This is a genomic window from Pandoraea eparura, assembly GCF_902459725.1.
Lineage (GTDB): Bacteria > Pseudomonadota > Gammaproteobacteria > Burkholderiales > Burkholderiaceae > Pandoraea > Pandoraea eparura.
In genome coordinates this window covers 40,038-52,509 of sequence record NZ_CABPSH010000002.1, presented here as the reverse complement: position 1 = coordinate 52,509, position 12,472 = coordinate 40,038, and the positions used below count along the sequence as shown (strand labels likewise).

The 12,472-nt window shown below is 58.3% G+C and carries 12 protein-coding genes; 10 read left to right on the top strand and 2 right to left on the bottom strand.

Going from position 1 to position 12,472, the window contains the following annotated elements:
- Positions 1 to 223: 223 nt before the first annotated feature.
- Both PEP31012_RS04230 and PEP31012_RS04225 read left to right on the top strand, forming a co-directional pair.
- Positions 224 to 664 carry a hypothetical protein gene (locus PEP31012_RS04230; protein ID WP_150588118.1) on the top strand — a complete coding sequence of 147 codons (441 nt, stop codon included), beginning with the start codon at positions 224 to 226 and terminating at the stop codon, positions 662 to 664.
- Between the two features lie 843 nt (positions 665 to 1,507).
- Complete coding sequence (locus PEP31012_RS04225) at positions 1,508 to 1,888, top strand: hypothetical protein (RefSeq protein WP_150588117.1); 381 nt, start codon at positions 1,508 to 1,510, stop codon at positions 1,886 to 1,888.
- A gap of 210 nt (positions 1,889 to 2,098) precedes the next feature.
- Here the strand turns inward: PEP31012_RS04225 and PEP31012_RS04220 are convergent, their stop codons facing one another.
- A complete protein-coding gene (locus PEP31012_RS04220; protein ID WP_150588116.1) occupies positions 2,099 to 2,797 on the bottom strand; it encodes a DUF4145 domain-containing protein in 699 nt (232 codons plus the stop codon).
- Positions 2,798 to 3,504: 707 nt separating this feature from the next.
- Entirely contained in the window at positions 3,505 to 4,521 is a 1,017-nt protein-coding gene (locus PEP31012_RS04215) for an AraC family transcriptional regulator (RefSeq protein ID WP_150588115.1), read from the bottom strand.
- 177 nt (positions 4,522 to 4,698) lie between these two features.
- On the opposite strand from PEP31012_RS04215, the gene PEP31012_RS04210 reads away from it, so the two are divergent.
- The 8 genes from PEP31012_RS04210 (at position 4,699) to PEP31012_RS04175 (ending at position 12,451) form a co-directional block, all read left to right on the top strand.
- Entirely contained in the window at positions 4,699 to 5,679 is a 981-nt protein-coding gene (locus PEP31012_RS04210) for a quinone oxidoreductase family protein (RefSeq protein WP_150588785.1), read from the top strand.
- Positions 5,680 to 5,703: 24 nt separating this feature from the next.
- On the top strand, positions 5,704 to 6,552 hold the full coding sequence (locus PEP31012_RS04205; protein WP_150588114.1) for a TauD/TfdA dioxygenase family protein: 849 nt from the start codon (positions 5,704 to 5,706) through the stop codon (positions 6,550 to 6,552).
- A 31-nt stretch (positions 6,553 to 6,583) separates the two neighbouring features.
- Positions 6,584 to 7,639, top strand: a complete 1,056-nt coding sequence (locus PEP31012_RS04200; RefSeq protein ID WP_150588113.1) for a beta-keto acid cleavage family enzyme — start codon at positions 6,584 to 6,586, stop codon at positions 7,637 to 7,639.
- Positions 7,640 to 7,769: 130 nt separating this feature from the next.
- Positions 7,770 to 9,098 carry an MFS transporter gene (locus PEP31012_RS04195; protein ID WP_150588112.1) on the top strand — a complete coding sequence of 443 codons (1,329 nt, stop codon included), beginning with the start codon at positions 7,770 to 7,772 and terminating at the stop codon, positions 9,096 to 9,098.
- Between the two features lie 34 nt (positions 9,099 to 9,132).
- Complete coding sequence (locus PEP31012_RS04190) at positions 9,133 to 9,696, top strand: RBBP9/YdeN family alpha/beta hydrolase (protein ID WP_150588111.1); 564 nt, start codon at positions 9,133 to 9,135, stop codon at positions 9,694 to 9,696.
- A gap of 152 nt (positions 9,697 to 9,848) precedes the next feature.
- Entirely contained in the window at positions 9,849 to 10,520 is a 672-nt protein-coding gene (locus PEP31012_RS04185; protein ID WP_150588110.1) for a DsbA family oxidoreductase, read from the top strand.
- A 3-nt stretch (positions 10,521 to 10,523) separates the two neighbouring features.
- On the top strand, positions 10,524 to 10,784 hold the full coding sequence (locus tag PEP31012_RS04180) for a DUF1289 domain-containing protein (protein ID WP_343039883.1): 261 nt from the start codon (positions 10,524 to 10,526) through the stop codon (positions 10,782 to 10,784).
- Positions 10,785 to 10,813: 29 nt separating this feature from the next.
- Complete coding sequence (locus PEP31012_RS04175) at positions 10,814 to 12,451, top strand: 3-(methylthio)propionyl-CoA ligase (protein WP_150588109.1); 1,638 nt, start codon at positions 10,814 to 10,816, stop codon at positions 12,449 to 12,451.
- The last annotated feature ends 21 nt before the right edge of the window (positions 12,452 to 12,472 follow it).

Sequence of the window (12,472 nt, the reverse complement as noted above, 5' to 3'; positions counted from 1 at the left end):
AGCGTAACGTTGAAGGGCGGATTTGGGTCGAAAACTGCCCCTCGCGCGTGACCGTTTTCGGCCGGGAAGGGACGTTCGGTGGGGCGCTTGCGTACTACAACATCTTGCGGTTCCCCCTTGGCGCTCAGTAGTATCGGTTGGCACCTTGCCCGCATACTAAACTTGGCTTACGGAAATCGACATCTGGGGCGGCAAAATGACGAGTCAACCGGAAAGCAGCGGAATGTCACCAGAAGAGGAATTTGCGAACTCCTTCTACTATTTTGTGAAAGCGCTAAAAATCTTGGCTGCGGACGCAGACTCGCAGTGTGACCTAATGGGTAACTATAACGTGGCGTGGGAACTCAAGGATGACGTCTCGGCAGGCTTATGTATATTGACGCTTTCGAGCGGCGAACTAACCAAACAGCAGCGGGATGGCATTGTCGGGATTGTCACTGCACTGGACGAAATTCCGGATTCGGTGTTGGAAGGAGGAACAACCGCGGCAGTCAATAAACGTGCGATGCATCACCCATGTTGGATTCCATTGCGTACACGTGCAGCCGAACTTCTAACCTTGCTTAGCAGCGCGACCAGTCGAAACGAAGCGTTTTTTTCCAGCATGGCACACTCGTACCAGACCAAGCTCAATAAGGAAAACCTGCCGCCGGACCGCAGGTGAGCTTCGGGTAATCACTCTTTAGCCGAATCGCGCGTGGACGTTTGGTTTCCATCGAACGACTGCTTTTCGCAACGCTTACAGTCTGTTGAGGGTCGAAAACTGCCCCTCGCGCGTGACCGTTTTCGGCCATGAAGAGCCATTCGGGCTATTCTTTCGTGGCGCCTGCCTGTATGCATACTTTTTTCCTACAGCTTCACTAGGAACCCTCCAGCTATGCGAATGCGCACAAAGGCCACGTTTTTCTATCTGGCAGCAATAACGGGAACACTTGGTGTTGCCGCGCTGCTTTCGATCGTCTTACCGGAGTCAGCCAAAGCCTTGGCGGGCATAGTTGCTTTAGTATGTGCACTCTGTTTTGGTGTGACAGGGCTTGCTGTCCTGGCCTGCCCACACTGCAAGTCGCTCGCCATCCGTACTCCACGTGGCACATGGACTTTCTGGGTTGGCTCTAAGTGCCGCTGCTGCCATAAGCCGTATTAGGAGCATCCGTGCTGCTTAATGTTCAAACCTGGTCGTGGGCCAGCTTGCGCGCGCAGCGGTGATGCGCCGAACATTGCCTTCTGAGAAGCTGCCTACTGCAGCCCGTGTAGTCAGGATTTGAATGCCTGTTGTCGAGAGATCTGTACGGCCACTTTGGGTCGAAAACTGCCCCTCGCGCGTGACCGTTTTCGGCCATAAGCGGCCTGACGAGAGAGGCCGCTTTGCGGCGCCCAGTCTCTGGGACAGTAATCAGATTGCGAACGGAATCGGCAATTATGGAATTTCCCTCGGACACTAACCGTACAATCGAGAGGGGCACGCCACTGCGACGTTCCCCCACACCGAGAACTTTGAGCCACTAGCATGTTCAAGTACTTGCCCACGATCCTTAAGTATGCGTGCCCACTGCTTGTTGCAGTGCTCCCGTGCTTGATTGCGATTGGAATTCTGTCGCCATGGTCTGTGGCTCAGACGGCGCTTGGCCCAAGCGCAACGCGCGATGCTCTCTTGATTGGCTGGTCGTACAACTACCGTGCCTCTGGCGCCATTACCCACGAGAGGCGTGAACAGACGTATGCGGTTTTGCCTACGCTGAAGACGATTACAGTCATTCAAGAGGATGGCAACGTACGGATTGAGGAAAAATCAAATGGACTCTTAGCAGCCTTGGTCGGCTATGCATGCGTGCTTTTCGGAGTTTGGTGGTTCTGGTTCCGAAAAACGCCGACCAAGACCACGAAATGACTGATATGCCTTGGATCGCGGGAAGTTATGTTGATCGTATGTGCACCATTTGTGCGCCACATTGATTTATATCAATATGTGATTTTGATCTTCGGTGCCAAAACTCACAAAGCCCTGACACGTCAGGGCTTATATCTTGTTGGATCAAAGCAGCGCTATTCAGGTGAGAACAAAAGGAGAGGCCGGAAAACGCGACCGTTCACAAAGCGTTCATTGTGCCCGGCGTGCTTCTCTGCGTTCTGCGGCGGCGAGAACCCTTCCGGGGTCAGTGAACACGCGAGTTAGGAATATCTCGCAAAAATCTTGGAGATCTGCTGCCTCGTCCTTCGTGAGGGTGCCTCGGTGGGCACCATCGTTCCCATCCTCTCGAATGCAAGTGGCTAGGTCGCGCAAGTCGTTTGGGAGCTTGTTGGTATCAAATAGCCATGGCAGTCGAAGGCCAAGGTCTCGACAGACGCGAGGGTTCGGGCGCTCCGGAGTTCCGTCGGCGGGCAGCAGGTCAACCGTAGCTAGATCAACGCAAAGTCGGAACATCGCACCTGCTGCATTGAAGCAGTTGACTGCGAAGCAAGTGGCCCCCTCGTCGAAGGCAATGGCAATTTCTTGGGGAACGTGGACGGGCGCGGCTACGCGCCTTTCGTCCTTCTTGCTGATGTAGCCTTCCTGACGAAGAAAATCATTGAGAGAGATGTTGGCGTGCATTAAACCAATTCCGCTCAGTGTATTTCCTTGTTCGGGGGAATCGTCGGCGCCGACGAAAATGGTCCCTTGGCGGCAATGTCGGCAAACGCAGAAAATCTCATACACATGCTGCCATCCATGCGCCACACCGATCTGGGTGAAAGCCTTCACATCGTGCGTGATTCGCTTCGCTCCGCACCTAGGGCAATCCGATACATAGACCGACATGCTTCCTTCTCTCCGCGAGATGGCCGAGCGAACGTGCCCATTCCCTAATGAGCGCCCACACGCAAGGCAGAATCAAGTTCTTGCGGCATCAGGCCCAGTGTCGAGTAGGATGGCGAAATGGCGCAATTCTCTTTTTGTTCAAGGCTGTATTCTAATCGAATAGCTAGGTTAATAGCCTATCGGGGGTTCGAATCCCCCTCTCTCCGCCACAGATAAACAAAGGGCTTCCCGCGTGGAAGCCCTGTGTGTGTTCAGAACTCAAACGCCCAAGCAAATCAGCTTGACGCGCCCCGGCTTGCGACGATAAACGCCTGTAGTTCGGCGACGGCCTGCGTGCGCCGGAAGCGTTTTCACGTGCATCAAAATCTCGGCATCTCTTGCGCCCTTGGCACGAAGATCGTGTTCCGTGAACCGGGCTTCGACCTTTATTTCTGCCAACACCCGCCGCATAAATTCCTGCCACATCGATTCCCACGAACCGGCCCGGCATAACCCTTTCATTGAGAAAGGCTTCACTTCCCTGGGTACAGAAGAGGCATCCAAGCACATGCATTGACCTTGCGCCCTTGGCTTCGTCGGCGCCCTCCAACGATGTATCCGTCCATTCGACGATCGGCCTCCTGCAAGTGCTTTTCGCTCTCGTCGGCAACATGACGGGCGTTCCGCTCTCCTGAAGGCGCCCGAGACGTAGGCCGTGCCAGCTCTGATCAGGAGCGCGCCCCAGCGCTTGTCTGCGAAGCCCGCCACTGGGTTGGCGAGCGTCCATATTCGGCCTTGAACCAGCGCGCAAATGCACTCTGGCTTGTGTAGCCAAGCAACGTAGCGACGTGCTCGACAGAGTACCGTTTGTTCATCAGGTACTGCGCGGCCAGATCACGTCGTAGTGTGTCCACAAGATCGGAGAATTGCTCCGCCTCATCGTCAAGGCGACGTTGCAGGGTCCTCACGCTCATATGAAGATGGTCTGCCACCTGGTTGATGGATGCGCGACCCACAGGGAGCAACAGCACGATCGCTCGCTGTACCGCCAGCGTCACCGAGTCGCGGTCGACGTCAAGCCGCGTCTGAATACTTCGTTCAAGCTGTTCGACCATGAATGGATCAGCGAGCGGATTCAAGCCATCGAGATCGCGACTCGAACACGTGAATCCATTGAGTTCGCTGTTGAACGCCAATTCACATCCGAACACCCGCTCATGGAACAGCAGTTCCGAAGGTGGGGCATGCGTAAAGTGCACCGAGAGAGGGCGCCATTTGGCGCCGAGCAGCAATCGGCACGCGTTCACCAGAACCCCCATGGCAAGCTCGGTCGCCTGACGTGAGTAGTGCCCCGTTACAGGCACAACCTCCTGACGAATAAACACGACGTTGCCATTGTCCGTAATGTCGGTAACCAACATCCCATTGAGCAATTGCCGATATTCGATCAGCGTTTCGATCGCGTCGCGCAAGGTACGTCGATGCGGAAGGAGCATGCCGACCACCCCCATTCCCGAAGCCTTCCGCTGGTCCGCCATGCGAAGCCCGAAATTGAGTTTCCCCGTCTGCGCAGCAGACTCGTCAATCAGCCAGACCATCGCTTTGGCCGAAATCAGCTCTTCCGGCGTCGCCAGGACGGCAGGATTGATTCCGGCCTTGCGCAGCAGGTCATGAGGACTGAAGTGAAGCGCCTGCGCAACCTCGAGATAGCCACTGAACGTCGCCGCCCGAATCTGCAAATCCATCACAAATCTCCGTCGCCCGACCCATCGTCGATCAGATGAGATCTCTCGATCGTGGCGTTAAATGTTTAATAAGTGGCGCGAAAAGTATAACGCTTTTCCGTCGGTCACATAAGCTTGCAAGAAATCGCTGCCAAAGGTTGTGCGCTCGGTGGCCCAGGAATAGTCAAAGGAAACAGCATGGCTCAGATTGTTCGCTTTCACGAAACCGGTGGTCCGGAGGTTCTGCGAGTCGAGGCGCTCGAAATAGGGGATCCGGGGCCGGATGAGGTTCGGTTGCGTCACGTTGCCGTTGGCCTGAACTTTGCGGACATTTACTTCCGCACCGGGCTCTATCCGGCACCCCTGCCGTCAGGACTCGGAACCGAGGCGGCAGGTATCGTCGAATCCGTCGGCAAGAACGTGACGAACGTCGCCGTCGGCGATCGCGTGACGTACACGGGGGCGTATAACACCTTGGGCGCGTACAGCACCGAGCGTCTCATCTCGGCCGCGCCGCTGATCAAGCTGCCCGACGCGATCACCTGCGAGACCGCAGCGGCGATGACGATGCGAGGCCTCACGTCGGCCTACCTGATGCGGCGTATCTACGACTTCAAGGAAGGGGACGTCATTCTGTTGCACGCTGCCGCCGGCGGCGTCGGGCTGATCGTCTCGCAGTGGGCCAAGCTGCTCGGTCTTACCGTGATTGGTACCGTATCGAGCGAAGCCAAGGCCGAGATTGCTCGTGCCCATGGTTGCGATCATACGATCAACTACAGCCTTGAAGATGTCGCAACGCGTGTTCGTGAACTGACCGGTGGCGTCGGCGTGAGCGTGGTGTTCGACAGCGTTGGCAAGACGACCTTTGACGCTTCACTCGATTCCCTCAAGCGCCGCGGGTTGATGGTCTGCGTGGGCACCGCGTCCGGTCCGATCGCGCCGCTTAATCCTCAGGTACTGGCCATGAAGGGCTCACTCTATCTCACGCGCCCAGCCCTCGCGGACTATATCTCCGACCCCGTGGAAAAGGCCGCGCTTGCGCAGGAGCTCTTTGATCATGTGGGCGCTGGGCGCATCAAGATTGAAGTCAACCAGCAGTACGCGCTTCAAGACGCGGCGCACGCGCATCGTGAACTGGAATCGCGCAACACCACCGGTTCGTCGATCTTCGTGATCTGAGTTCACCACGAGGAATGAGCGAACATGCAAATTGAGCAACTGACGTTTTCGATCGGCGCCGAGTTGACCGGCGTCAAGCTGGCCGACGCCGTTCACGACGACGGCCTGTTTGGCGAAATCCGCGCCGCCCTCGTCAAACATCGCGTGCTGTTCCTGCGGGATCAGGATTTTACGCGCGCCGAACACGTCGCTTTCGCCCGCCGGTTTGGTGATCTTGAAGATCACCCCGTGGCAGGCAGCGACCCCGAGCATGCGGGGCTGGTACGGATCTACAAGTCGCCTGAGCAGCCCAACGACCGCTACGAGAATGCTTGGCATACGGATGCGACATGGCGGGACGCGCCGCCCTTCGGTTGCGTGTTGCGCTGTGTGGAATGCCCACCCGTGGGCGGCGACACGATGTGGGCGAACATGGTGCTTGCCTACGAAAAACTACCCGACGACATCAAGCACCAAATTGCCGATTTGCGCGCCCGTCACAGTATCGAGGCCAGTTTCGGCGCCGCCATGCCGATTGAGAAACGGCTCGAACTGAAAGCACGTTTTCCGGATGCAGAACATCCTGTGGTGCGCATTCATCCGGATACCGGCGAAAAGATCCTGTTCGTCAACGCATTCACCACACACTTCACGAACTACCACACCGCGGCCCGAGTCCGCTTCGGCCAGGACGCCAATCCCGGCGCGGCACAGTTGCTCAGCTACCTGATCAGCCAAGCCTACATCCCTGAATTCCAGGTGCGTTGGCGATGGAAGCCAAACAGCGTCGCGATCTGGGATAACCGGAGTACGCAGCACTATGCCGTTATGGACTATCCGCCGAGCCACCGAAAGATGGAACGCGCGGGAATCATCGGCGATATTCCTTTCTGACCTTCGAACAGGCAAGCACCAGGAGTAGAACATGCAATTTTTTGACGATTCCCTGCATCCCGAAAACCAGGAAAAGGTAGTCATCACCGTCGCGCCTTACGGCCCTGAGTGGATGCCTGCCGATTTTCCGGAAGATATTCCGGTGACGATGGATGAGCAAATCCAGAAGGCCGTCGATTGCTACGAGGCCGGCGCCACCGTGCTGCATCTGCATGTGCGCGAACTCGATGGTAAGGGCTCCAAGCGCCTGTCGAAGTTCAACGAACTGATCGCGGGCGTGCGCGCCGCCGTGCCAGATATGATCATTCAGGTCGGTGGATCGATTTCGTTTGCGCCAGAAGACGACGGGCAGGCCGCGAAGTGGTTGTCCGACGATACCCGTCACATGCTGGCCGATCTCGATCCGAAGCCGGATCAGGTGACCGTGGCGATCAACACCACGCAGATGAACATCATGGAGCTCCTGTATCCGGAATACCTGGCAGGAACCTCGCTGGCCCACCCTGCGCTGATGGCTGCCTACAGCGAAATGACCGTGCCCGCAGGACCGGCCTGGGTGGAGGAGCATCTGCGCCGTCTTCAGGCCTCGGGCATCCAGCCTCACTTCCAACTGACCGGCATCCACGCGTTCGAGACACTCGAGCGCCTGGTGCGCAGGGGCGTCTACAAGGGGCCGCTGAATTTGACGTGGATCGGCATCGGCGGCGGCTTCGACGGGCCGAATCCGTTCAACTTCTTCAACTTCGTGCATCGGGCGCCGGACGGCTGCACGCTGACGGCCGAATCGCTGCTGAAGAACGTGCTGCCGTTCAACATGATGGCAATGGCCATGGGGCTTCATCCGCGGTGCGGCATTGAAGACACCATCATCGATCAGCACGGAAAACGCATGACCTCCGTGCAACAGATCGAGCAATGTGTCCGCGTTGCACACGAGTTGGGGCGGGAAGTGGCCAACGGCAAGGAAGCGCGCAAGATCTACAGGATTGGCGAGCAATACCAGACGGCCGATGAAACGTTGGTCAAGCTTGGCATGTCACCCAACCGCAAGCCTGGCGTGAAAGGCGTGCCGATGCGGTCCATCTAAGCTTGACAGTACCGGGTGCGGCCAAAATGCCGCTTGACTGAAAGACTCCCCCGGCGCGCACAGGAAGCGATCCGCTGCACGTCTCGTGCAGACGAGAAAGCCCGGCTGCTGGGATTTGGAGGAGACGATCTTGGACGTCCATTGCTTTGACCCCGCCGTGAGCGGTGTTCCCGCGACTCCCACCGTCGGTCGTACGTATGCGTGGGCCGTGTTCGCGTTGACCTTTGGCCTGCTGCTGTCCGACTACATGTCGCGTCAGGTCTTGAACGCTGTTTTCCCATTGCTGAAGAGCGCATGGGGCCTCTCGGATACCCAGCTAGGTTCGCTGAGCGGTATCGTGGCATTGATCGTCGGTCTATTGACCTTCCCGCTATCGGTGATTGCCGATCGATTGGGGCGCGTCAGAAGCATTGTTGTCATGGCATTGGTCTGGAGCCTTGCGACGCTGGGCTGCGCACTTGCGACGAACTTCGGTGAACTGTTTGTCGCGCGCGCGTTCGTTGGGCTCGGCGAAGCCGCGTACGGCAGCGTGGGTGTTGCCCTGATCCTGAGTATCTTTCCCGCCCATCTGCGCTCCACCCTGACCGCCGCGTTCATGGCGGGGGGCGCTTTCGGCTCCGTGCTCGGTATGTCGCTCGGTGGCGCCGTCGCTGTGCATCTGGGCTGGCGATGGTCGTTTGGCACGATGGCGCTCCTGGGCATTTTGCTGACCGCGGGGTTCTGGCTCATCGTCACCGAGAAGCGGATCGGATCCGACGTTCGAGGACTTCGCCAGCAACGATCGAATGGTCAAGGCATCCGCACCAGTCTGCGCGTGCTGATCAATGGACTCTTTTCTACCGTCTCCGTGGTCTGCGCCTATATCGGAAGTGGCCTGCAGTTGTTCATTCTCGGCTCGCTGTTCGTCTGGATGCCAAGTTACCTGAATCGCTACTACGGCATGGCGCCCGATAAGGCCGGTGCGGCCGCGGCGGCATTCGTCATGATCGGCGCGGTCGGCATGGTCTTGTGCGGCATGGTCACCGATCGCGTGAGTCGCCAGCAGCCGTCCCGCAAATGGGTGAGCGCAATCGCTTACTGCCTTATCTCCTTCGTCTTGCTGGGGATCGGCTTTCACGTGAAGCCAGGCGCATTGCAGCTCGTATTGATCGGTGCCGGCATGCTGGTCGTGGCCGGGACATCCGGCCCGGCCGGGGCGATGGTGGCCAATCTCACCCCGACAACCATTCACGCTTCGGCATTTGCCACCTTGACACTTGCGAACAACCTGCTTGGCCTGGCACCTGGACCATTCCTCACTGGTGTGGTGGCCGACAAGGTAGGTCTGCATGGGGCGCTGCAATTGATTCCATTGATGGCGCTGCTTGCTGCAGTGGCGTTTTCGGTAGGCAAGGCGAACTATGCAAACGATTTACGTCGCCTCAATGAGCTGCGTAGCGCGGCGAAAGGTGAATGCTGACTGCCGTGCTCTACCACTTCAACAGAGATTGCCGATGAACACCCGGGTTTTGTCTCCGACCGTCCTGATCGTCCCTGGCCTGCGAGATTACGTTGCCGAGCACTGGCAAACGCATCTGGAGTGCGCACTGCCCAATGCCCGCGCGGTGCCGCCGCTGGAACATGACAAGTTGTCACTGGCAGCGCGGGTTGCCGTGCTCGAGGCAACGCTTGCGTCGATCGAGGGGCCGGTCATTCTGGTTGCCCACAGCGCGGGCGTGATGATTGTGGCGCATTGGGCAATGCGCCACGACAGACCCATCCTCGGCGCACTGCTGGCAACCCCGCCCGACCTCGAAACGCCAATGCCTGACGGCTACCCTCGTCTGGACGACCTTCGCGCACAGGGCTGGCTCCCGATGCCACGCCGGAAATTGCCTTTCCCGAGCATCGTCGCGGCAAGCACGAATGATCCGCTCGCACGGGTGGAGCGCGTTGCGGAATTGGCGCAAGAATGGGGTAGCCGGTTGGTGGATCTCGGTGCAGTGGGGCACTTGAACCCCGCCGGCGGTTACGGCGTGTGGCCGCGTGCCACCGAGCTTATTGCCGAACTGTCCTGAATTTCGTGTCGTCGGCGTAGCGTCCATACCCTGCGCGTGCGGCAAACGGGGCGTACGACTCGCGTGTGCACTCCAAAGAAAGCGGCGCCGAGCGTTAATGCGTGGACGTTCATTGTGATTTCGACAGTTGTGATGCCAAGGCGGAAAGGGGTATGGAACAAGCGCTGAAGATTGACGTTTTCTTTGATCTGATTTGCCCTTGGTGTTTGATCGGCAAACGGAATTTAGCCGTTGCGCTCGAGCGTTTTGCGCTGCTTCATTCCGAAGTGGATGTGTCTGTGAAATGGCACTCGCACCGCCTGCTGCCCGACTTGCCGCGCGAGGGCGTGCCATATGAGGCGTTCTACCTTGCGCGGCTGGGAAGTCCGGAAGCCGTTGCGATGCGCCGAGAGCAAGTCCGGCGCGCGGGCGATGCTGCTGGCATCTCATTTGCGTTCGATCGAATTCAAATGATGCCGAACACGCAGGCAGCCCATCGGTTGATTAACTTTGGGCAACGCTTCGGCACGCCGAAACAACACGAGAGGCTCGTTGAGCGTCTGTTCGTCGGGTATTTCTTGCTTGGGGAAAACATCGGCGATACGGCGACGTTGGCACGTATCGCACTCGAATGCGGCTTCACCGGCGCGTCCAAGGCTTACCTGGATGTCTCGACTGAACACGGGAGTCTTGCCAACCCTGAATGGGGGTACGAAATACCACCGGTCAGCGGTGTGCCGTACTTCGTTTTCGATCGACGTCAGGCGTTGTCCGGCGCCCAGCAACCGAAAACGCTATTGACCGCCATGCAGACCATGGTTGGCGTCGAGCGGTCGGCGCGCTAAGCAATGGAGCCGCCGATCGACGCGTTGCCGATGACCGACATGCGCAAAGGTAGCGCGGACACAACGTGCAGCGGTCCTCCCGTTGCCAATCCGTGTATCAACATTTGTCGAATGGATCTGAGCGGCAAGTTCTGTCAAGGGTGCGGGCGCACCGCGGTAGAAATTGGGTTATGGGACCGCATGTCGGCGTCGCAACAGATGGAAGTTGTTTGCCGCGTCGAGCGCCGCAGACATGTTCAGAAGCGTGGCGCCATCGAGACCTGAGGTCCTTCAATAGAGAGTGGAACGCAAAAATGAACGGATTGATGCTTGAAAAGCAGTTGCTGATCTCATCGTTGATCGCGCACGCAGATCGTCACCACGGCGATACGGAGATCGTGTCGCGACGAGTGGAGGGCGACATCCATCGCTATACCTACCGAGATTGCCACCGCCGCGCGCGCCAGATGGCCAATGCGCTTACCCGCCTGGGCGTACGCGCATCCGAGCGCGTCGGCACGCTGGCATGGAACGGTTATCGGCACATGGAGCTGTACTACGGCATCTCCGGCATGGGCGCGGTCATGCACACGATTAACCCGAGATTGCACGTTGACCAGATCGTGTACATCGCCAATCACGCGCAAGACCAGTATATCTTCTTCGATCTGAGCTTCCTGCCGTTGATCGAGGCGATCGCCGATCGCTGTGGGTCGGTCAAGGCCTTTGTCGCCATGACTGACCGCGAGCACATGCCGAAAGACGCCGGTATCGCGAACCTGCTGTGTTACGAAGACCTGATCGACGAGAGCTCACCCGGCTATACCTGGCCCGAATTTGACGAAAACAGTGCATGCTCGCTGTGTTACACGTCGGGCACCACCGGCAATCCGAAAGGGGTCCTTTACTCACACCGATCCTTGTTGCTCCATACGTACGCGGCTGCGTTGCCGGACGCACTGAACTGCTCAGCGAAAGACGTGCTGCTGCCGGTGGTTCCGATGTTTCACGTGAATGCGTGGGGCATTCCGTACGTCGCGTGCATGGTTGGCGCAAAGCTGGTTTTCCCCGGCCCGGGGTTGGACGGGAAATCGCTGTACGAACTCATTGAAGCGGAGCAAGTCACGTTCGCGGCCGGCGTTCCGACAGTTTGGCAGGGCCTGCTGAACCATGTGGCGCAGGGCGATCTGACATTCTCGACATTCGAGCGCACCCTCATTGGCGGAGCGGCATGCCCGTCATCCATGCTCCGAACTTTCCAGGAAACCTATGGCGTCGACGTCGTGCACGCCTGGGGAATGACCGAGCTGAGTCCGATCGGCACTGTCGGCGTGATGAAGGCGAGACACCGGGCAATGTCACCCGAAGATCGTTACATCACACAAGCGAAGCAAGGTCGAGCCGTATTTGGCGTCGACATGAAAATCGTTGACGGTCTCGGAGACGAGCTAGCGTGGGATGGGGTGACGGCGGGCGATTTGCTGGTGCGCGGGCCCTGGATTGCCAGCGACTACTTCCTCAACCAGGGCGAGAGCCCATTGCTGCGCGATGGCGCCGGGCGGGGTTGGTTCCCCACCGGCGATGTTGCAACGATTGACACTGACGGCTTCATGCAGATCACCGACCGCAGCAAGGACGTGATCAAGTCGGGCGGCGAATGGATCAGTTCGATAGAAATCGAAAACATCGCCACTTCGCACCCCGCGATCGAGTGCGCCGCATGCATTGCCGCCAGGCATCCGAAGTGGGACGAACGACCGCTTCTCCTCGTGGTAAAGCGACCGGGTGAGTCGCTGACGGCCGACGAAGTGTTGACATTCCTGCGAGGAAGAATTGCGAAGTGGTGGACGCCGGACGCTGTTGTGTTTATTGACGCGCTGCCGATCGGTGCCACCGGCAAGGTATTGAAGAACCGCCTGCGAGAGGCATTTCAGGATTACCTGCTGAGGTAGTGAATCGGCCGGTGGCGAGCA

Coding starts and splice junctions, on each gene's coding strand:
- PEP31012_RS04205 (WP_150588114.1), top strand. CDS start 5,704: ATGCAAATTGAGCAACTGACGTTTTCGATCGGCGCCGAGTTGACCGGC.
- PEP31012_RS04215 (WP_150588115.1), bottom strand. CDS start 4,521: ATGGATTTGCAGATTCGGGCGGCGACGTTCAGTGGCTATCTCGAGGTT.
- PEP31012_RS04220 (WP_150588116.1), bottom strand. CDS start 2,797: ATGTCGGTCTATGTATCGGATTGCCCTAGGTGCGGAGCGAAGCGAATC.
- PEP31012_RS04180 (WP_343039883.1), top strand. CDS start 10,524: ATGGAGCCGCCGATCGACGCGTTGCCGATGACCGACATGCGCAAAGGT.
- PEP31012_RS04210 (WP_150588785.1), top strand. CDS start 4,699: ATGGCTCAGATTGTTCGCTTTCACGAAACCGGTGGTCCGGAGGTTCTG.
- PEP31012_RS04185 (WP_150588110.1), top strand. CDS start 9,849: ATGGAACAAGCGCTGAAGATTGACGTTTTCTTTGATCTGATTTGCCCT.
- PEP31012_RS04225 (WP_150588117.1), top strand. CDS start 1,508: ATGTTCAAGTACTTGCCCACGATCCTTAAGTATGCGTGCCCACTGCTT.
- PEP31012_RS04230 (WP_150588118.1), top strand. CDS start 224: ATGTCACCAGAAGAGGAATTTGCGAACTCCTTCTACTATTTTGTGAAA.
- PEP31012_RS04175 (WP_150588109.1), top strand. CDS start 10,814: ATGAACGGATTGATGCTTGAAAAGCAGTTGCTGATCTCATCGTTGATC.
- PEP31012_RS04200 (WP_150588113.1), top strand. CDS start 6,584: ATGCAATTTTTTGACGATTCCCTGCATCCCGAAAACCAGGAAAAGGTA.
- PEP31012_RS04190 (WP_150588111.1), top strand. CDS start 9,133: ATGAACACCCGGGTTTTGTCTCCGACCGTCCTGATCGTCCCTGGCCTG.